Annotated in this window: 20 protein-coding genes; 8 read left to right on the forward strand and 12 right to left on the reverse strand. The window is 44.9% G+C overall.

The window, feature by feature from the left end:
• Window position 1 precedes the first annotated feature (1 nt).
• Both H8S84_RS19510 and H8S84_RS19515 read left to right on the forward strand, forming a co-directional pair.
• Complete coding sequence (locus H8S84_RS19510) at window positions 2–730, forward strand: hypothetical protein (RefSeq protein ID WP_187069075.1); 729 nt, start codon at window positions 2–4, stop codon at window positions 728–730.
• Window positions 731–760: 30 nt separating this feature from the next.
• On the forward strand, window positions 761–1,279 hold the full coding sequence (locus tag H8S84_RS19515; protein ID WP_187069076.1) for a cupin domain-containing protein: 519 nt from the start codon (window positions 761–763) through the stop codon (window positions 1,277–1,279).
• Between the two features lies 1 nt (window position 1,280).
• Here the strand turns inward: H8S84_RS19515 and H8S84_RS19520 are convergent, their stop codons facing one another.
• The 4 genes from H8S84_RS19520 to H8S84_RS19535 form a co-directional block, all read right to left on the reverse strand.
• Entirely contained in the window at window positions 1,281–1,940 is a 660-nt protein-coding gene (locus H8S84_RS19520; RefSeq protein ID WP_187069077.1) for a CPBP family intramembrane glutamic endopeptidase, read from the reverse strand.
• 1 nt (window position 1,941) lies between these two features.
• Window positions 1,942–2,568 carry an HAD family hydrolase gene (locus H8S84_RS19525; RefSeq protein ID WP_187069078.1) on the reverse strand — a complete coding sequence of 209 codons (627 nt, stop codon included), beginning with the start codon at window positions 2,566–2,568 and terminating at the stop codon, window positions 1,942–1,944.
• Between the two features lie 5 nt (window positions 2,569–2,573).
• Window positions 2,574–3,122 (reverse strand): DUF3267 domain-containing protein, encoded by a 549-nt coding sequence (locus H8S84_RS19530; protein ID WP_230407269.1) that lies wholly within the window; start codon window positions 3,120–3,122, stop codon window positions 2,574–2,576.
• A 223-nt stretch (window positions 3,123–3,345) separates the two neighbouring features.
• Window positions 3,346–3,753 (reverse strand): hypothetical protein, encoded by a 408-nt coding sequence (locus H8S84_RS19535; RefSeq protein WP_187069081.1) that lies wholly within the window; start codon window positions 3,751–3,753, stop codon window positions 3,346–3,348.
• A gap of 187 nt (window positions 3,754–3,940) precedes the next feature.
• On the opposite strand from H8S84_RS19535, the gene H8S84_RS19540 reads away from it, so the two are divergent.
• Entirely contained in the window at window positions 3,941–4,693 is a 753-nt protein-coding gene (locus H8S84_RS19540) for a DUF2490 domain-containing protein (protein WP_187069082.1), read from the forward strand.
• A gap of 49 nt (window positions 4,694–4,742) precedes the next feature.
• On the opposite strand, the gene H8S84_RS19545 is transcribed toward H8S84_RS19540, so the two are convergent.
• Complete coding sequence (locus H8S84_RS19545; protein ID WP_187069083.1) at window positions 4,743–6,086, reverse strand: TraB/GumN family protein; 1,344 nt, start codon at window positions 6,084–6,086, stop codon at window positions 4,743–4,745.
• A gap of 204 nt (window positions 6,087–6,290) precedes the next feature.
• Here H8S84_RS19545 and H8S84_RS19550 point away from each other — a divergent pair, with 204 nt between their 5' ends.
• Complete coding sequence (locus H8S84_RS19550; protein WP_187069085.1) at window positions 6,291–7,190, forward strand: ABC transporter ATP-binding protein; 900 nt, start codon at window positions 6,291–6,293, stop codon at window positions 7,188–7,190.
• Entirely contained in the window at window positions 7,187–7,957 is a 771-nt protein-coding gene (locus H8S84_RS19555) for an ABC transporter permease (protein ID WP_187069086.1), read from the forward strand. The genes H8S84_RS19550 and H8S84_RS19555 overlap by 4 nt, the downstream gene beginning before the upstream one ends.
• Here the strand turns inward: H8S84_RS19555 and H8S84_RS19560 are convergent.
• The 4 genes from H8S84_RS19560 to H8S84_RS19575 all read right to left on the reverse strand — a co-directional run bounded on the left by H8S84_RS19560 (window position 7,938) and on the right by H8S84_RS19575 (window position 13,364).
• A complete protein-coding gene (locus H8S84_RS19560; protein ID WP_187069087.1) occupies window positions 7,938–8,627 on the reverse strand; it encodes a hypothetical protein in 690 nt (229 codons plus the stop codon). The genes H8S84_RS19555 and H8S84_RS19560 overlap by 20 nt on opposite strands.
• Window positions 8,628–8,857: 230 nt before the next feature.
• Entirely contained in the window at window positions 8,858–10,105 is a 1,248-nt protein-coding gene (locus H8S84_RS19565; RefSeq protein WP_187069089.1) for a bifunctional 3,4-dihydroxy-2-butanone-4-phosphate synthase/GTP cyclohydrolase II, read from the reverse strand.
• Between the two features lie 736 nt (window positions 10,106–10,841).
• The gene (gene dnaG, locus H8S84_RS19570; RefSeq protein ID WP_187069090.1) at window positions 10,842–12,755 is read right to left on the reverse strand and encodes a DNA primase; all 1,914 of its coding nucleotides are present in this window, start codon (window positions 12,753–12,755) and stop codon (window positions 10,842–10,844) included.
• Window positions 12,756–12,833: 78 nt separating this feature from the next.
• The gene (locus H8S84_RS19575) at window positions 12,834–13,364 is read right to left on the reverse strand and encodes an O-acetyl-ADP-ribose deacetylase (RefSeq protein ID WP_187069091.1); all 531 of its coding nucleotides are present in this window, start codon (window positions 13,362–13,364) and stop codon (window positions 12,834–12,836) included.
• 156 nt (window positions 13,365–13,520) lie between these two features.
• Here H8S84_RS19575 and H8S84_RS19580 point away from each other — a divergent pair, with 156 nt between their 5' ends.
• The 3 genes from H8S84_RS19580 (at window position 13,521) to fahA (ending at window position 16,354) form a co-directional block, all read left to right on the forward strand.
• Complete coding sequence (locus H8S84_RS19580; protein WP_187069093.1) at window positions 13,521–14,624, forward strand: Mrp/NBP35 family ATP-binding protein; 1,104 nt, start codon at window positions 13,521–13,523, stop codon at window positions 14,622–14,624.
• Window positions 14,625–14,631: 7 nt separating this feature from the next.
• Window positions 14,632–14,898, forward strand: a complete 267-nt coding sequence (locus H8S84_RS19585) for a NifU family protein (protein ID WP_187069095.1) — start codon at window positions 14,632–14,634, stop codon at window positions 14,896–14,898.
• A gap of 184 nt (window positions 14,899–15,082) precedes the next feature.
• Window positions 15,083–16,354, forward strand: a complete 1,272-nt coding sequence (gene fahA / locus H8S84_RS19590) for a fumarylacetoacetase (RefSeq protein ID WP_187069096.1) — start codon at window positions 15,083–15,085, stop codon at window positions 16,352–16,354.
• 76 nt (window positions 16,355–16,430) lie between these two features.
• Here fahA and H8S84_RS19595 read toward each other — a convergent pair whose 3' ends face one another.
• The 3 genes from H8S84_RS19595 to H8S84_RS19605 all read right to left on the reverse strand — a co-directional run bounded on the left by H8S84_RS19595 (window position 16,431) and on the right by H8S84_RS19605 (window position 20,791).
• The gene (locus H8S84_RS19595) at window positions 16,431–18,197 is read right to left on the reverse strand and encodes a polysaccharide biosynthesis protein (protein WP_230407270.1); all 1,767 of its coding nucleotides are present in this window, start codon (window positions 18,195–18,197) and stop codon (window positions 16,431–16,433) included.
• A gap of 670 nt (window positions 18,198–18,867) precedes the next feature.
• On the reverse strand, window positions 18,868–20,010 hold the full coding sequence (locus H8S84_RS19600; protein ID WP_187069099.1) for a DegT/DnrJ/EryC1/StrS family aminotransferase: 1,143 nt from the start codon (window positions 20,008–20,010) through the stop codon (window positions 18,868–18,870).
• A gap of 4 nt (window positions 20,011–20,014) precedes the next feature.
• Window positions 20,015–20,791 carry a formyltransferase family protein gene (locus H8S84_RS19605; protein ID WP_187069100.1) on the reverse strand — a complete coding sequence of 259 codons (777 nt, stop codon included), beginning with the start codon at window positions 20,789–20,791 and terminating at the stop codon, window positions 20,015–20,017.
• Between the last annotated feature and the right edge of the window lie 2 nt (window positions 20,792–20,793).

Genomic DNA, 20,793 nt, shown 5'->3' on the forward strand with positions numbered 1-20,793 from the left:
TATGGAAAAGATTGATATAAAAGAGATCTGGAAATCATCCAGGGAACAGGAACAACAAACAAAAAAGTATTCTATGGAAGCGATACATCATTACGTAAGCCAAAGGTCACGCCGCACATCATCGTCTGTACGCTGGTCCATATTTTTAGACATCGCCCTGAAAGGCTTTGTACTGATTGGCCTTGTTTACCTGGCTCAGATACAGGTGTTGCAATACCCTTTTCAGGTGGTGGTCTGGTCACTTTTTGCGGCTACACTTTTACTGATTGTGGTGGAGTTCATGTTTATAAAAAAACTAAGCAGCATTCGCGATACCGATGCGGTTTTGCAGAACCTGAGCAGTAAGTTAAATTACCTGCAAACAACTCAGAAGCGCTTTATCCTGTTCAGTGCTTTATCTAGCCCATTGCTGGTTTTGTGTGGTTTTTTGCTTTATTATTACCTTAAATACAACAGCATACTGCTCGAGTCGCCTGTAAAAGATCCCGTTCCATACATTATTCTGGCAATAGCATTTGCGATTTCTTATGTAGCACAGAGCATACAGAACAACCAGCAAATAACAGATTTAAAAGAGATGCTGGAAGATGTGCACGACGAGACAAAAGCATCAGGTAAAATTTCGGCTATGAAGGCCAGCCAAAAGAAACGCATCATCGTTTTTACCATACTGGCTTTGCTCGGGCTCCTGGTTCTGTTGTTCTTCCTAAGCAATTGGTTTATAGCTTAGTCATTGTTTCACTATCGTTAAGTTAAACTCATGGCACATCAGGCTATCACTTCTCTCCTGCTACAGCCACACGGCAACATCCCTAATAACCCTGCGCTACCCGTTCTGCTTTATAGGCAAGTGCTATCAGGCAGCAGCAACTTAGTAGATGCCTTTAAAAATGCTTTTCAGCAGAACAACTGGGGCGGCAGCTGGGTAAACGGTGTGTTTGATTACCACCACTACCACAGCAAATCACATGAGGTTTTGGGAGTGGCTGCTGGTTCTGCTACACTTATACTTGGCGGCCCCAACGGTGAAGAAGTAGAAGTGAAAGCAGGTGATATGGTAGTGTTGCCGGCAGGCACTGGCCATTGCCGTAAAAGTGCATCGGCGGATTTTAAAGTAGTAGGAGCTTACCCCGAAGGCCAGGAAAATTACGACATCTGCACCGAAGACGCGGACATGGCCGATAAGCAAAAGAACATAAAGCAGGTGTCGCTACCTGCTGCAGACCCTGTAGCCGGAGAAGATGGCCCACTACTTAAACACTGGACAAACAAAGTATAAGCTACTTCATCCAGTTCTCCACGATCAGATTAGAAAAAGCGAAGAAATTAGCCAATACGTGTGCTATGGTTGGAATCAGAATCCGCTGCTGCTTAAAAGCCGTGTAGCCCCACAGTGCCCCCATAAAAAAAGCACCGCCAACCAGAGGCCAGAAGCCACCTTGGTAATTGACACCATACGCTGCATACACCGATACATGCCACAGCCCGAATAGCAATGTGGGCACAGCATAAGCAAGTAGTATGTTTTGTTTATACCTGCTGATAAAAGCGCCGCGCCAGTAAAATTCTTCTGTAAAGCCGTTTATAAGAGCAACGGCGGCAAGTATAAGATATATTGGCAAGCTTAGCTGATCATAAGCTAGCATAAAAGCGCCTGCAAACGCTCCGACAACTGGCACAAAGCAGAGGATACTTAATGCAATATTTAGCTTGTTCGGAGCAGGCCACATGTAGAGTTCTGCCAGTGAACCTCTTTTAAGGTACAGGCCGTGCACCCAGCAGAACACCCAATAAAGTATAAAGCTGGCTAGGTAGCCAGTTGTTTTACCCAATACCTGTGGCAGAAAGTAAAATGCCGCAAACGTAACCGGAAGTATAAGCATACTTGGAATAAGCGGCTTTAAACTATTGTGTGGCAAGGCAAAGCTACTGTGCTGCATGTTACAGATTTTTAAGATCAGAGAACTTGGCTATACTTGTCACGTCAGCATCTACGGTACCAAAACCATACGCTGCAAGTATAAATGGCACCTGTGCTTTTAGGCTGGCCTCATAGTCGCCGGTTGTGTCGCCGATATAAACGGCTTGTTTCAAACTGTTTCTTTTTATTACTTCCCGTATGTTATCGCCTTTAGATATGCCATTGTTGCCATAGCACTCGTGGTCCTGGAAATACTCGTGCAGGTTATGCTGCTGCAGAAAAGATTCGATGTAGCCACTCTGGCAATTGCTTACAATAGCTAGCTTATGCTTGTTCTTTAGTAGCCTGAGCGTTTCTTTTACCTCCGGGTAAAGCTCTCCACCCCTCTCTTTTAGCATCTCCATCTCCAATTCGGCACACCTGCGTTGCAGTTTATCGCGCTGCTCACCTTTCAGGTCAGGGAAAAGCTTATCGTAAATGGCATTAAAGGGCATGCCGGCTAATCCACGAACTGTTTCACGTGTAATACTTATGCCTTTGATGTCGGCCTCTTTCACGGCTTGCTGCCAGGCAGCGGCTATGGCCGCAGTAGAATCCCAGAGGGTCCCGTCAAGGTCAAATATGATGCTATCTAAATTCTCTTTCATGTTTGTTATTCTTTTACCAGCACATAACACCCGATTTTGTCCGGATGGTCCTGCACCAGGTCTTCTTTTTTCTGATGGCGCAGCATCCACAGCACCAGCAAATCTCCTCCGGCTGCTATGGAGAAAAATAGTCCGAACAGGAATATGAGTATCTTACCCATCAGCAGCCCTGCCAGAGCAGGCAGCAAGCCCATCACCAATCCCGGCATTATGCCCCCCAATATGTACGCGCGTAAGGGCAGCACCTCCTGGCAATGGCAGTAAGGCGTAAGCATAGACCAGTACACGCCATACTTTATCGATTTAAGTCCATGCTTGCAGAAGATCGCCCAAGTAAAGCCGTGCAGCATCTCATGCACTACAGCCCCCACCACAAACACTCCCAGCATGATAGCCGGCGAGATAAGCAGCCAGGTTCTGTGCGCGGCAACAACATCTCTTAAGTTAGAGAAACTGAACTGTTCTGGCCAGACAAGTATGTATGCCGGCACATATAGCAGAAGTATCGGAATTATAAAAAAAAGGGCATACACATTGGCCTTGGCAGCACTCATCGATAATTCAACCTTTATATAACTCCCTTGTTTCATTTTATTCTGCTGTACCAGTTACAAAGTAAGTATAAACTACCATAGCTTAGGCACAGTTGGAGTTACTTAATAAAGTCGTTTGTTGTACACTGCATGCCTAAATTTGGATGCCTTCAGTTTGTTCAAGTTTTCTGATGGGTTGTTTTAGGTCGCACCTGTCCTATTTTATTTGATAGATTGCAGGTGGCTAAGCAATTATCTCCCCTATCCAATCGGCAGCTTCTTTATAGGTCATGAACTGGCGAACGAGAATTTGACCAATGTAAATATCTTCTGCACGCTTGGCAAATTCTTCGAATTTAGTATAGTTGGCCTTGTCGTAACCGCTGATCCGGGCAATTTTTGAAAGTGATGACTGCACTATGCCCGGTATTAGTTCGGCTAATGTCCATTGCTCATCCGCTGTATCGATATTACCTAAGACTTCCGAGTCAGCAATCCAGTTAAGTATGCCGTACTCATTTAGCTGTTGCAGCAACAGCAGGTTGCCTGCTCTGTACTCTTCGCTGTTAACCGGTCGCAGCCATTCTGAGTACATTAGCTTTATACTTCTGTCGATTATAATACGTAGGTAATCTTTTTCTAATACAACCATTGCCGCAGGTAGCGAATAGAAAGTTTTTTCGCATCAACTTAAATCTACGATTTTAGTCAAATCAAAATAAGTTTGTTAAGAAAAATAAATTCGCTTTTTGACGTGATCTTTAGTGACTTTGATCTAAAATTTGAAAAGAGTTGCAGGAATACTTTGCACTTCTAGCCCCTAGGTGTCAACTTTGGGTATGAAAAAATTTACCGCACAATACTACCTGCTCTTAGCATTTCTAACTTTACTACTGCTACCCAACACCACCGCAGCACAAAGCGAACGCATTAAAGATTTTAACCAGAATGGATGGTACATGTACTTCGGAGATCACAGCCTCACAGATAAGTGGGGAGTGCATACCGAGCTGCAAATAAGGAGATACAACCTGTTAAAAGACCCGCAGCAGCTATTAATACGTACGGGAGTTAACTATAATATTACTGACAATGCCATGTTTACCTTAGGCTATGGCTTTATAGAAACCTACCCCTACGGAGATTTTCCGGCTGCCGATGATTTTGTGGAGCACCGCATATACGAACAGCTGCAGCTAAAGGGAAGCATTTCACGTGTTGGCCTTTTGCACCGCTACCGCCTGGAGCAGCGCTGGGTGCAGTCGCCAATAACATCGGATTATACTTACCTGAACCGTGCCCGCTATATGCTACGAGCCACCTTACCTTTGGCAGGCACCACTATAGAGGCCAGAGAACCATACCTGGCAGCCTACGACGAAGTGTTTATCGGTTTTGGAAACAACATACAGCGGAACATCTTTGACCAGAACAGAGCTTATTTGGCACTAGGCTACAGATTTAGCGATGCCGCGGCGTTGGAGGTCGGATATCTAAATCACATTGTGCAAAAAGCAAGCGGTATGGTATTTGAGCACAACCATACGCTGCAGGTTGGACTAACTTATAATATAGATTTTAGAAAACAGTAAGCAAATTGCCCGGGCTATACTTTGCAGCATAGCCCGGGCAATTTGCCGTTTAGTTCAGGCGTGTGTACAATCTGGTGTGTGGCAGCACCACTACATAATCATAGGCGTAAAAACTTCTCAGTTGGCTGTCTTCTTTTAAATGTGGCGCCTTTTTAAGCAGCTTGTTCATCTCTGAGTTGCCTGCCAACCACACCGGCTGGTTACTATTGTCTTTAAACTTAGCTGTTATGGCATTTGTAACCTCAGTAGTCTGCTCTATCATTCTGTATGTTCCTGCGGCCCTTGCGGTGTTGCAGTTTTTGTAGGCCTCTACCAGTTTCTCGAACTGGGCAACACCATATTTATAAGTATCGCCGGTATAGTATGCCTCGGGTATATCGTAGCTCATAGCCATCACTTTAACAGAAAGCACTTTACCCTTGGTAGGCTCATACTCGTTGCACAGAAAAGAGCCCTCAAAAGCTTCTTTGTCCTGCGCATCAAATTTATACTTTATCGTATGCGCTGCCCCACCCCAAAGTATAGATTTATTCTCTTTAAGCAGTTTGCCAAAACGGGCCTCATCTGTCAGGTTATTCTTTATACTTTCACCTCTTACATTAAAATAGGCAGTTGATGCTTCTGCCGCACTCTTACCCGCATGTTGTGCGAGCTGCCTGCTTTTTTCGGCATTTGCGTACGCCTTCAGGTTATCGATTACCTGTGTTGCAAAGGTTTTATTCAAGTACGGCTTTCCGGCTACATGAAAGCTCTCCGGAGACTGCTGTAACAGGGAATCTATGTAAGTAAAAACCAAATCAAGATCATTGTTAGCGGCCATAAGCCTTTCCTTAAAATTGGTGTGTCCTTGCTGCGTAAAATATGGGTGCAACACATTACGTAATGGGAACTGGAAACCTTGCTCAAAGTCGGAGCAGGCGATGGTGATTTTCTTGTTCGGGTGCTCACTATTCCACTTCTGCAGTTCCTTTAAAAAGTTTTGCTCCTCCTGCGATCCTACATAGGGCTTCAGAACTGTAAGCAACTCATCGCAGTTGCCGGTTTCGCAATTAATGTAGGCGTTCATGAATGGCGTTACCGAGAAAGGTATTTCACGAATCAGCACAGGAAAGCTATCTGTATTATTTAAATGAAACACAATGCTTTTAGCCGTCTGGTGCACCGAGGTCATCCAATGGCTCTCCCCGATCATCACCATTCTCTTACCTTTTACAGCTTTGTCCAGCCACGACATATCGTATAGATTGCCCTCGTACTGCTTAAGTGTTTTGGCAGCCACTTTAATACCATCCGGTGCTGCTACTTCGTTAGTATAAAGTCTACAGTTGTTTTGTGCGGAGGCAAAAGAGAAAACAGCGCACAGGCTCAGGCTAAGCAGGATAATTTTTTTCATAGGTTTTATTTTGTTTGCGACATAGATGGCACAGTTGCTTTTGCTGTACCACAAACCATAGATGCACCTGCTATTCCAAAAGTTGCCTTGTGGTTCTTTTTTAATTTGAGCACGAAGCCTGGTATGGCCATTTTAACCCATTAGCGCATAAATATTTGCATTATTTAAGCCAGATTCTGCTAAACAAAGTATAATGTTATTATTGTGACAGAAGTACTTAACATTGATAACCTCTCCAAGCACTATGGTTCTATACTCGCTGTAGACAGGCTCTCGTTGCAAGTGGCCCCGGGGAGCATCTATGGCATTCTGGGACCCAACGGGAGCGGCAAAACGACCACGCTCGGCATGGTACTGGATGTGGTGCGGCCAAGCTCGGGTACCTACACCTGGTTCGGGCAGCATACCGGCAAAGAGATTAAGCGCCGCATTGGGGCACTGCTGGAGACGCCCAATTTTTACCCTTACCTTACTGCACGCAAAAACCTACAGATTGTAGCTGATATTAAAGGGGCTAACAGCAAAAGTATTTTACAGATGCTAAACATGGTGGGCCTGGAACAACGCAAGCACACAACGTTTAAAGGTTTCTCTTTGGGAATGAAGCAAAGACTTGCCGTTGCCGCCGCCATGCTGAATAACCCCGAAGTGCTGGTGCTGGACGAACCAACCAACGGACTGGACCCCGAGGGCATTGCCGAAGTGCGCGAACTTATTCTTAAGATAGCCGCAGAAGGCAAAACCATTATACTTGCCAGCCACCTTCTGGATGAAGTGGAGAAGGTGTGCACCCATGTTGCCGTTCTGCAGCGCGGGCAACTACGAGCCGACGGGCGTGTAGACAACATTTTATCTGCAAGGGACCAGTTCGTTATAAGTGCCGATGACATTCCTGGATTAGTAACGGTACTGCAAGCAATTCCTTTCGTGGAATCTTTTCAGCCGGAGCGTGACACTGTACACGTTACATTACAGGAAGGGTATGATGGCAGAGAACTAAACAGGGCTATGTTTGAGGCAGGCATTACACTCTCGCAGCTAACGCTGCACCGCAAATCGCTGGAGGCCCAGTTTCTGGAAATCGTTAAAAACCGTACGCCATGAACCTGCTCCGGATAGAACTGCACAAAATAATACCTTACCGCACGGTATGGGTTATTCTGGCTATTTATGCTATGCTGATGCTGCTTATACTTTATACCAGCAGCAAAGTTACTATCAATGGCCAGGAAGTAGGAAATGAAATGTACAGGCTACCGGGCTTCTGGCAGGTTCTTACCTATACCTCTAGTTTCTTTAACCTGCTATTTGGTATACTTATAATTGTACTTATTACCGATGAGTTTACTTACAGAACCTTCAGGCAGCAGGTGATAGACGGACTATCGCGGGCAGATCTGGTGCTGGCAAAATTTTACGTTACACTTGGCCTGGCCACATTAAGTACTCTTTTTTTGCTGCTGCTTGGGCTTTACTTCGGCCTACTCCATACTTCTAGTCCAAGTGCTGCTGTAATAATCGGCAAAATGGATGCTCTGGCCTATTATTTTGTACAGGCTGTTGGGTACATGTCGCTGGCACTGCTCTTCGGCATACTTATCAAAAAAAGCGGCTTGGCTATAATTGCCTTTATCGCCTACGCACAGGTTATTGAGCCGCTTATTCACCTGCGCCTTCCAGACTCAATTGATAAGTACATGCCAGTAAAAGTTCTGAAAAGCCTTACTCCTATGCCTGGCCAAAGCCTGCTGGATGAACTAACTACACCAACACAATTGCTCACGCCACCAAACGCGGCCATATATTCTATTGGTTACATTATGCTACTCCTGCTCTTGTCTTACCTCATTCTTAAAATGCGCGACTTGTAGAACTCGAAAGCGCGTTAAAGTAGTTGATAATGGCAATCAATTCATGCGGCTTCTCATAGTCGAGTTTGTTTAGCTTAATATAAGACTTAACATTTTTAGACTTTTCCCCGAAAAGCGTGTGCAAATCTTTGCGAACGTTTTTAAGAGGCAGTATTTCTCCGTCTGGCAGCATAATGTAATACAACTCTTTTACCTGTTCATAAAAGTTATTTCCTCCATAGTATGATGGGGCGTTACGATAAAGATTTGTATTTTGCCTGCCAGCATCACGCTTTACATAGGTTTCACGCATAATAAGTGTTAGCGCACCTCGGTTGAGTTCTTCAAAAAAAGTGGGTTTTTTGAAATCAGAGTAAGGCTTACCTAAATCCCAGTGCAGTGATTTAAATGTAAAAGATCTGCCGCTTGGCATTTCCTGTGCAATAAAGTATTCAACATTTACCGGAGAAACAGAAGAAATGGAACCATCCTGGTGGTGAACTTTAACGATTTCTGGAGTTCTGTAGTAAGTGAGGGCCCCGTAAAGTGTATCGCCGTTCACTAATACTACTTTACCTTTTGGCCACTCCTGTACGTCAATTGCTGTACGTATCTGCCCAAATGCTGCATTAAAACTTAATCCGATAAAAATGACACATACTATAGTAAGGGCTGTAAGATTCTTTTTCATAGTTAGTATTTATTAAAAATTGGAAATTACTTGCCAAACACCACATACCCTATCCTTTTAGTAATCAACCATATATACTTTTGTATTGTTTTTAATACTAAAAAGTTTCGCCTTTTTTGTCCTTTTAACACATTTTAACAACAAAACCCGCCTGCAGGCCATTTTGGGCACCACAGGCGGGTTAAAAAAATTGCACAAACGAAAAAGTGCTTTTTTTAGTATATGCTTTGTTACTTATCTAATGTAGCACTTTTCAATATTTCGTGCCCTAGTTTATCACGCTTTGTTGTAAGGTACTTTTGGTTGTGCTCGTTTGGTTTGATTTCGATCGGCACACGTTCCACTACCTCTAAACCATACCCCATCAAACCAGTGCGCTTTTTAGGATTGTTAGATATCAGCCTCATTTTGGTAACGCCAAGGTCGCGCAGGATCTGTGCTCCCACGCCATAGTCGCGCTCATCCATGCCAAAGCCTAGTTCCAGGTTTGCCTCTACGGTATCAAGGCCCTGCTCCTGCAATTTATAAGCTTTTAGTTTATTAATGAGGCCAATGCCACGCCCCTCTTGGTTCATGTACACAATCACACCTTTGCCTTCTTTCTCGATCATGCGCATGGCTTCGTGTAGTTGTGGCCCGCAGTCGCAACGGCAAGAGCCAAAAATATCTCCGGTAACGCAAGACGAATGTACACGCACTAATACCGGCTCACCTTCCTCCCAAGTGCCTTTTACAAGCGCCAGGTGCTTGGCTTCGTTGCTACGCTGTGTAAAGGCATAAAGATCAAAAACACCGAAATCTGTAGGCAACTGCACCGCAATCTCACGGTCGATCAGGCTTTCATGCTTCAGGCGGTACTCAATCAAATCTTTGATAGAGATAAGTTTCAGGTCGAAGCGCTCGGCCACTTTTACTAGATCCGGTAGGCGTGCCATCGTGCCATCTTCGTTCATGATCTCAACAAGCACACCAGCTGGTGCAAGACCTGCTAAACGTGCAAGGTCTACAGATGCCTCTGTGTGGCCTGCACGGCGCAACACACCTTCTTTTTTCGCTTTAAGCGGAAAAATGTGCCCTGGCTTGCCAAGTGAGTGAGGATCAGTGTTCGGGTCAACAAGTGCCTGTAAGGTTTTAGCACGATCAGATGCTGATATACCGGTAGTACAACCGTGCCCGATTAAGTCTACAGATATTGTAAATGGTGTGGCATGTAAAGCTGTGTTACGGCCTACCATTAGCTCCAACCCTAGCTCATCGCAACGCTCTTCGGTTAGCGGGGCGCAAATAAGGCCACGGCCATGCGTTGCCATAAAGTTTACTATTTCTGGTGTTACCATTTCTGCGGCACACACAAAATCGCCTTCGTTTTCACGATCGTCGTCATCAACCACGATCACTACTTTGCCTTGCCTGATGTCCTCAATAGCAGACTCGATCGTATCCAATGGTCTGATATCACCAGTTGTATTGGTTTCCATACTATTTCTTTTATACCTGCCTTCCGTCTATTTTCGGGTGAGGCTGTTGATTTATTAGTAAAGCGATACAAAAGTATAAAGTTTATACCGCAATCCCTTTTTATTTGAGTAACACTTTTGAATGGGATTTAGTTGAGAAGCGAGGTTTTTGGATAAGTGGTGTGGTTAAAACTTATACTTTCTGCTATTATTTCTAGCCAGGTCTTTACCTCAGTTTTACAAGCTTTGTTGTTTCACCTCTGCCTTTGGTGCCCTCAAGGCCGGGAGGCCTCGTTTTTATGCATCACCGCTGTGTTCCCTCCTGCGCTGACGCGCTGCCCTTGCGGGCACCGGATCTCACAAGGCGGCTCTTTAAAGAGCGCCCCTACCCCCACAGAGAAACTGGGATCAACACTTATTAGCTTCTGCCTTTGCTTTGATAGAGTCCAAATGTAATTTTTAGTTCGGAGCTAGGGCATTTGCCAAGTGCATTTTGCGACGCTCCACTGTTTGAGCGTTCAGCGAGTTTGGAGCGTCTTGATTCTTTTGCTTACTTTTCTCATCAAGGAGAAAAGTAAGGCCAAGCCGGCGAGGCGAAAAGCTGGCCAGACACAGTTAAGTACATTTTAAGAGCGATTGCTTTCAGGGCATTTGCTTAATCTCTCTTAAAGAAGAATAATTGGCAAGATGACAGCAAGAGGAAGAAGGAAGACCAGGCATGTACCCATCAAGCATCAGGAAGTATAGAAACAATATCCTACCTATTCACTACAATCCCGAGCATATCCCCCAGTTGGCTGTGAAGTTGTTTTAGCATAAAGATGGTCTGCAGTTGGCGGTCCTGCTCCTGCGGATCAGTTACTAAACGCAGCTTCTCCATCTCGTTTTTCATGAGCAGCTCCACGTTGCGCCACTTTAATCTTAGCACGGCACGCTCTGCACCGTAAGGCAGCAGGTCTAGCTCCGTGGGCACAAAAATGGAGTGTGTTTCCCAGTTGTGGCTTAGCTCGTGCGGGTCAGATAGAAGGTTAGTGGCCTCCGTTCTGATCTCCTGATCCGGGTAATTGATAAAGTCCTCTGCAGTTGGCACCACACTCTCGCAAAGCTTCTCTTTGATCAGCACCATAAACCGGCTATACAGCGGCGTTCTGAACTCCACATCCTCCAGCTGCTCCAGCATATATTGGCAAGTGGTCATCCCCTCATCCAGCATTTTATCAGGATAATTCAGCAGCATCCGCACTATCTCACGTTCATACCTTACCAGTACATCAGTATCCGAGGCTGGTTTCTCAGGCTCAACCTCCTCCGGAAACGGCATACTGTCCATTTCAGGGCTGCCGGTTTTGGGCTGCAGCCTGTCCTGGAGTTGCATCTTATTGTACTCCGAGATCAGTACCTGCTCATCAATATCAAAGATAAGACTGCAGCTTCTAAAAAATACCGTACGCTTTATCGAGTCAGGAATCTTAGCAATAGACGTTACTATCTCACGGATCGCCTCTGCTTTTCTAACAGGATTACCCTTTGCTTCAGTAGCGTACAAGCTTGTCTTGAAAGAGATAAAATCCTGCGCGTGCTCTTTTAAGTATGCTTTAAAAGCTGTGTCGCCTACTTTCTGTATGTATGAGTCCGGGTCTTCTCCTTCCGGGAAAGTAACCACGTCCACGTTCAGCCCATTCTCCAGGATCAGGTCGATACCACGCAACGAGGCTTTTATACCTGCCGCATCGCCGTCGTAAAGTACGGTTATGTTCTGGGTGTAGCGCGAGATCAGCTTTATCTGTCCTTCGGTAAGCGACGTACCTGAGGAGGCCACCACGTTTTCGATACCACCCTGATGCAATGAAAGCACATCCAGGTAACCCTCCACCATGTAGCACATGTCCTGCATGCGCAGCGCCTGCTTCGCCTGGAATAAACCATACAGCACATTGCTCTTATGGTAGATATCAGACTCCGGGGAGTTGAGGTACTTAGGGCTCTTTTTGTCGTTGGATTTTAGTGTACGGGCACCAAAGCCGATAACTCTACCCGATACGTTGTGGATCGGGAACATCACGCGGCCCCGGAAGCGGTCAAACTTTTTGCCATCTTCCCTGGCAATAGTTAAGCCTGTAGATTCTAGGTATTTCTGTTGGTAGCCTGCTTTTAGCGCTGAGTCTGTCAGGTCAGTCCACTCGTCTAAACTATAACCCAGCTCGAACTTACGAATGGTGTTGCCGCTGAGTCCACGCTGTTTTAAATAGGATTGCCCTATACTTCCTTGTTCGTGTTTATGCAGCCTTTCCTGGAAATGCTTGTTGGCGAAATCTGAAACAATGAACAAGCTATCGCGCTCACTCTGCTCCTTGGCGTACTCCGGCGTTGGGTTATCTTCTGGCACATCAATGCCATACTTCTTTGCCAGGTACTTCAGCGCCTCCGGAAAGCTGGTGCCCTCCACATCCATAATAAACTGCACCGAGTTACCCGCCTTGCCACAGCCAAAGCACTTGTAAATTCCCTTAGCCGGCGAAACAGAAAAAGATGGGGACTTCTCGTGGTGGAAAGGGCAACAGGCCCACATGTTCTGCCCCTTTTTCTTCAGAGACACAAAATCACCTACAACCTCTGTTATATCGGCCTGGGCTAGAATCTGGTCAACGGTTTCTTTTGGGATCAGGGACATGAGTAAAAGTATAAGCGGATAACAAAGATAAGACTCTGGGGCAAAAGTCCTTTTCCTTGTTAAGAATATTTGTCAGACTTATACCTTATTCAAAAGCTGGTTGTACAACTCGTAGTTCTCCTCGTCAAAACAGACAAAAGTTATACTTTGCAAGTTAGTATCGTGGTGCTGCAGAAAATCCTTTGTAGCGCTTACCGCTACTTCAGCAGCCTTACCCTTGGGATAACCATATACTCCGGTGCTGATGTTGGGGAAAGCTATACTTCTGAGTTGCTTTTCTGAGGCTATCCGGAGGCTGTTGCGGTAGCAGCTGGCCAGCAGCTCCTGCTCGTTCTGCTTACCCCCATGCCACACAGGACCTACTGCATGGATCACATACTTTGCAGGCAGGTTACCAGCAGTTGTTATGACTGCCTCGCCGGTGGGGCAGCCACCCTGCTTTGCTCTAATTTGCTTGCATTCTTCCAGAATAGCCGGCCCTCCTGTACGATGGATGGCCCCATCTACACCTCCACCGCCCAGCAGACTCGTATTTGCCGCATTAACAACCGCATCAACCTCTTGTTTAGTAATGTCTCCTTTTATGGCTCTTAGTTCGGTTTTGCTCATATTTTCTATTTTTTTAATGCTTACGAACGATCCGAAATTAAAGTAATAAAAACTGATCTTCGTCATACCTGTTTACAGTAGCAAGGGCTTTGCGTGCGATTAGAATATTTTGTTCGTATCTTTGCAGTTGAACTGCAAAAGCAGCTCAATTCAATTATGGCTATCACAAAAGAAGATATATTAAAAGCACTTAGCTATGTTGAGGAGCCGGACCTGGGTAAGGACCTGGTTACCCTGAACATGATAGAGAATGTGGAGGTGAATGGTAAAGATGTGAGCTTTACCGTTATACTTACCACGCCAGCGTGCCCGTTAAAAGACCTGATCCGCAATGCCTGCGTTAATGCCGTGCATGCTATGGTAGATAAAGAGGCAAACGTAACAGTGAACATGACCTCGCGTGTTACTTCTGGCCGTGGCGACACTTCTGAAGTACTGCGTGGCGTGAAGAATATTATTGCCATTGCATCTGGTAAAGGCGGCGTGGGCAAATCTACCGTAACAAGCAACCTGGCTATTGCCCTGGCACAGTCTGGTGCAAAAGTAGGTCTGATCGATGCTGATATTTCCGGTCCGTCTATTCCGACCATGTTCGGTGTGGAGCAGGAGCGTCCGCACATGGTACAAGGCGACCACGGCAAAAACTATATTATGCCGGTAGAGCATCACGGCGTTAAGATGATGTCGATTGGCTTTCTGACACCAGCTGACGGTGCCGTGGTATGGCGCGGGCCAATGGCAAGCTCTGCCCTACGCCAGTTTATTTCTGATGTAGAGTGGGGTGAACTGGATTACCTGCTGCTGGATCTTCCTCCGGGCACATCAGACATTCACCTGACCATGGTGCAGGCACTACCGGTAACAGGTGCTGTGATTGTAACTACTCCACAGAAGGTAGCTTTAGCTGACGCCGTAAGAGGTTTGCAGATGTTCCGCCAGCCACAGATTAATGTACCGGTGTTGGGTGTGGTAGAAAATATGGCTTACTTTACCCCAGCCGAGCTTCCGGAGAATAAATACTATATCTTTGGCGAAGGCGGCGGCAAAGACCTGGCAGCCAAGTATGATGTGCCGCTTTTAGGGCAAGTACCGATCGTGCAAAGTATACGCGAAAGCGGCGATGCCGGCACGCCAGTGGTTTTACAGAACGATTCTCCGGCATCTGGTGTTTTTAAAGAGTTAGCCCAGGCTGTAGCGCAGCAGGTATCTGTTCGTAACGCCACATTAGGCAAAACTAAACCCGTAGAAATTAAAAGCTAATTAATACATGGCAGCTGTAAACATAGATCAAGATTTCATGCTCCGCATCGAGAGCGCCCTCGACCAGATCAGGCCTTACCTAGAAGCTGACGGAGGCAATGTAAAAGTGTTGGAGGTGACAGATGAAATGGTGCTGAAGTTAGAACTGTTAGGAGCTTGCGGATCTTGCCCTATGTCAACCATGACGCTGAAGGCAGGTGTGGAGCAGTCTGTATTGAAGGCTGTGCCCGAGATTAAAGCCGTGGAAGCAGTAAATGTTGCCCCTTCACTGTAATAAAGCACTTAACTTATACTTGTAAGCGGAAGCCTCTGTAGCAGCAGAGGCTTCCGCTTTTTTTATTGTTGCTTTATCAAAACAGGATACTATTTGCCTACGTTAGCACGGATGAGTATAGGCTTTCTACTTTACCTTCCATTTAAAAACAGCTATATTTGTCTGCATTAAACAATCTCACACTATGATCAAAGCGAACGATCCTTCCCTGCACTCCTGGATAGACATAGCTCCGAACAACGACTTCCCGATACAAAACCTTCCCTTCGGAATTTTCCAGACTCCCACCAGAGACCCTCGTGTTGGAGTAGCTATTGGAGAGTACATTCTGGACCTGTGTGTAGTGGCGCAGCACAACCTCTTCGAGTTAATAGACATAGACCCCACTGTTTTTCACAAGCGATACTTAAATGACTTTATTTCACTAGGGAGACCAGTATGGAGAGCTGTGCGAAATAGAGTGTCTCACCTGCTGCGCAACGACAACGAGGAGATCAGCGGCAACAGCGACATGATCAGAGAATGCCTGGTGTTGCAAAGCGAAGCCGAGATGCTGATGCCGGTTAAAGTACCCAACTACACCGACTTCTACAGCAGCATAGAGCACGCCACGAATGTGGGCACTATGTTCCGCGATCCTAAAAACGCTCTCTTGCCTAACTGGAAACATATCCCGATTGGCTACCATGGCCGCGCCTCTTCTATAGTAGTATCTGGCACACCTATTCACAGACCTAATGGCCAGACCAAAGCCCCAGATGCCGACGCACCCACCTTTGGCCCAAGCCGCCTGCTGGATTTCGAACTGGAGGTTGCTTTTATAACCGGCAGAGAAACAAAGCTGGGTCAAAGTATAACACCAGACGAGGCCAATGAATACATATTTGGGTTAGTGCTGTTCAACGACTGGTCTGCCAGAGATATGCAGACATGGGAGTATGTGCCGCTAGGACCTTTCCTGGCAAAGAGTTTTGGTTCGTCTATCTCCCCCTGGGTTGTTACGCTGGATGCACTAGAGCCGTTCAAGGTAAAAGGGCCTGTGCAGGATCCTAAGCCACTACCTTACTTGGAATTTCATGGCAACCATAATTATGACATCAACCTAGAGGTGCTACTAAAGCCAGAGGGAGGCGAAGAAAACAGCATCTGTCGTTCTAATTACAAGTACATGTACTGGAACATGAATCAGCAGCTAGCCCACCAGAGCAGCAATGGCTGTAACATTCAGGTCGGCGACATGTATGCTTCGGGCACGATAAGTGGCGCAGAAAAAGATTCTTTTGGTTCGATGCTGGAGCTTACCTGGCGCGGCACCAACCCGATTCAGTTGTCAGACGGAACAGAACGAAAATTCATCAATGATTATGATGAGGTGATCATGCGCGGCTACAGCGAGCGCAACGGCATCCGTATAGGATTCGGAGAGGTTAAAGGCAAAGTATTGCCAGCACTGTAAACTGATACTGAAAGTATAAAAAGAAGCCCCTGCAAGTGTACACTTGCAGGGGCTTCTTTTTATACTTCAATACTTGTTAGGCAGTACGCTTTAGTTCATCTAACTCTTCATACTTAGAGTTCTTGCTCAGGAACTCAGGCACAATATCCTTCATCTTCTTCACAGCATGAAAATCTTCGTTGTTCTTGTTCAGCGCGATCAGCTCATTGATGTCGTTTACTACCTGATTGTAGCTATACTTCCTTACTTTCGAGATCTTGATCTTTTTATGGTGAGTAGGTATAGTTGTCTCCTCCTCGCTTAGCAGCTCCTCGTACAACTTCTCACCAGGTCTCAGACCAGTAAACACAATATCAATATCAACTCCAGGTGTTAAACCTGCCAGCTTGATCATCTTCTTGGCCAAATCTACAATTTTAACCGGCTCACCCATATCAAAGATAAAGATCTCGCCACCGTTACCCATAGTACCCGCCTCCAACACAAGTTGTACAGCCTCCGGAATAGTCATAAAGTATCGGGTGATATCTGGGTGCGTAACCGTAATCGGCACTCCCCTTTCTATCTGCGCTCTGAATCTTGGAATGACAGAACCATTAGAGCCAAGCACATTTCCAAAACGGGTGGTAATAAACTTCGTCTGTGGCAAATGCTTCCCATCAGCAGAAATTCGCTGTAGTTTCTCTTTCCCTACGTTGTTCAAAGACTGAATATAGATCTCAGCAATACGCTTCGATGCCCCCATGATATTAGTAGGATTCACCGCCTTGTCAGTAGAGATCATTACAAACTTCTCAACATCAAAGGTCATAGAGAGGTCTGCCAGGTTTTTAGTGCCAAGCACATTGGTAAGTATAGCTTCAGAAGGATTGTTCTCCATCATAGGCACGTGCTTATAAGCAGCGGCATGGTATACTATATCAGGTGTATGCTCTTTAAAGAGCGTGTACATCCTGTTAAAGTTTTGGATGTTGCCGATGCTCACGATAATGTTTGCATCAGGAAACTGTTCCTCTACCTCAAGTTGTAGCTCGTGCAGTGGTGATTCAGCCTGGTCAAATATAATGACAGATGCCGGGTTGTAAGCCAGCGCCTGCCGCACGATCTCAGAACCGATAGACCCTGCAGCTCCTGTTATCAAAACATGCTTACCGCAAAGATCAGCTGATATCTGTTCATTTTCGATAACAATAGGAGGCCTTTGCAACAGATCCTCAATTCGCAGATCCTGAATCTGGCTAGCTCTCAACTGACCAGACATCCATTGCTCTGCAGGCGGCACTGTTACTACTTTGATTCCAAGTTCAACACATCGCTCAATTGTTTCCTTCTTTGCATCAGTTCTAAGATCCTCACTCATCACCACCAGCTTATCTACTTTCTGGCGTTGAATCACCTTCTCAATATCGTTGATGTGGTATACGCGTTTCTGATGGATGTCCTTATCTACTTTATTAGAGTTTTCATCCACAAAACCTGCAATTACATACTTCCCCATACCGCTTGTTTCCAGCGCCTGCTTTACAAGTATAGAGTAACCATTCGCACCATAGATAAGAACATTTACCTTTTTATCAGTTGTGTTTCTCTTGATGTAATGGAAAAGGTTTTTAGCTCCTATCCTTAATAACACAAGAATAGAAGAGGAAATAAAGAAGTTTATCAGCAGCACAACATACACATTCACTGAGTTGATGTGATACACCGGATCTAATAGGAAGCACACTAAGCTGGAATAGATTATGCTTGTTGCAAACACCCCGGAGAAAATCCTTACTACATCCTGCGTGCTTGAGTACCGGATAAGGCCTGTATGAATGCGCATCGCATAGAACGTACTCAAGTTTATAAGCGCATACACTCCTACATGAATAAAGAAATGTCCCCTCAACATCTGAGAGAATTCAAAGTGAGCAATAATGAAGTAGGAGAAAATAAAAGCCCAAGTAGTTATTACTTGATCTGCAAGTAATATTAGGCTCTTAGGTAATGATCTATTTAGTAAGAATGAATTCATGTAAGGGTGAAGAACTGTACACTTTAATTTTTTATAATTCAGCAAGTCATTCGCCTAACCAAAATTAGGGATAAAATTGTACAGTATTGATATTACAAAAGTTAAATCTACATTAATTATTTATTTTCTTTCTAATGCCAAGCACAATATTAGTATTGTCATATTTTGACTAACTATAGAGTAAATTATTCTTTAAGTTATTGTAAGAACTGCCATTAACAAATATCAGTAGCGATTCTATATCAGTTTGTAGCACCCTACTCTTAACCAACTCTTAGTATGAGAAGGACTCATTCAAAATGATATTTTACTTGCACCTCCAAATAACTCTCATGTTTAATAGAGGCAAATCTATCACTATTCCAACATGTATTAGACAAAAAAATAACTTAACTATTATACTTCTTTGATCAAGGTACTAAAGGAGGAAAGGGAAAAGGGTAGAAGGACGGGTGGGAAGTTCTCCGGGAAGTCATACTTCCCGGAGCTTAGACATTTAAGCTATACTAGCTGCAAACACTTTATGAATGTTACTAATAACTTTATTCTTTTCTTCAAAAGTTAGATTAGAGCCTGAAGGAAGACAAAGTCCTTTTTCAAACAGCTGCTCACTGGTACCGTCCCCGTAGAATGGAGCACCTTCAAAAACAGGCTGCAAGTGCATTGGCTTCCAGAGCGGTCGTGTTTCAATGTTTTCTTTTTCAAGAGCCAAACGTATCACTTCTCGATCAATAACTCTCTCAGGATGTTCAACTATTACTGTTGTTAACCATCTGTTCGAAAAATATTCTGCTGTTGGCTCATCTGCAAATTTAAAGATGCTTGCATCAAGCTCATTTTTATAGAAGTTATAATTTGACCTGCGTGCTTCGACTCTTTCCTGCAGCACCTCCATCTGCCCACGGCCTATACCGGCACAAATATTACTCATGCGGTAATTGTAACCAATGTGCGAGTGCTGGTAATGCGGTGCATTATCTCTTGCCTGCGTAGCCAGAAAACGTGCTTTCTTTATCCACTCTTCGTTTTTAGAGACCAACGCACCACCACCAGAAGTAGTAATGATCTTATTACCGTTGAAAGACAGAATACTCATGGCGCCAAATGTACCCAACTTGCGACCTTTGTAAGTTGAGCCAAGTGCCTCTGCTGCATCCTCAACTACCGGAATCTCATACCTATCAGCAACAGCCATTATCTGGTCCATCTCAGCTGGCATGCCGTACAGGTGCACTACAATAATGGCCTTTGGCTGCTTACCTTTGCTGATCCTATCAACTATAGCCTTCTCCAGGTACTCCGGTGACATGTTCCAGGTGCGGTCTTCGCTATCCACAAAAACAGGTGTTGCTCCTTGGTAGGCAATCGGGTTGGCAGAAGCTGCAAACGTCATAGACTGGCAGATTACCTCATCGTCGGCCTTTACATCAAGTATAATCAGGGCTAGATGCAAGGCAGCTGTACCAGAGCTTAGCGCCGCTACATGTACATCGCTGCCTAAATAGCCTTCCAGGTCCTTCTCAAAACCATCTACATTCGGCCCTAAAGGAGCGATCCAGTTTGTATCAAAAGCTTCTTTAACGTACTTCTCTTCTGCCCCTCCCATGTGCGGGGAAGAGAGCCATATTTTATTGTTCATTATTCTATTCTTCAGTATTCTCTTCTTCAATAATTTGCACCTGTACCCGATACTTTTTGCCATTTTCTTCAAAGTAGGCAGCTTCAGCAAGTGAGTTTGTAGTTAAACCTCTCAGCTTATCTAGCAGATCTTTAGCTTTATACTCTTCCTCAAGCATGATCTTTTGAACTTCAGGCTTAAAAAGATCTTTCCGGTTATGAGAAGTACCAAGACTTAAATCCTGAACTTTCCGTAGTGGTTCTAATGAAAGTATTAATGGTAATGCCTCTTTAAAAACTGAGAGCTCCAGGTCTTTTAATCGTCTGTACAGGCTATTAGCTGTATCGTTTGGCAAGACTCTCAACTCGCTCTGATGGATAATATCTCCCGCATCCAACTCTTCAGACATAAAGTGTAGAGTTGCCCCGATCGGAGTTCCATCTAAGATTGCCCATGTAGGTGTATGCCACCCTCTGTTAAAAGGTAAATAAGCCGGATGTAAATTCAGAAAACCGACTTGTGGTATCTCCAGCACTTCTTTGCGAATAATATACGGGAAGTGAATGCCGATTATGTAATCAGGTTGCAGGTCTAGCAGAGAAGCAATTGCCTCTGTAGTCTTGAAATCTCCTCCTCTATAGATAAGTTCTTCAGGAAGACCGCTTAAAGCAATCAGCTCATCTGCATGAGAAGCTCTTTCTTCACCTGACACCAGTAGAGCTAAGGGAAAGTGCCCCTGCTGAATTAAATAATCTAATACATTTACAGCAATATCTCGATCGCCTGCAAATACATACTTCATAA

This window comes from Pontibacter cellulosilyticus, from assembly GCF_014306105.1.
In the GTDB taxonomy this organism is placed as follows: Bacteria; Bacteroidota; Bacteroidia; order Cytophagales; family Hymenobacteraceae; genus Pontibacter; species Pontibacter cellulosilyticus.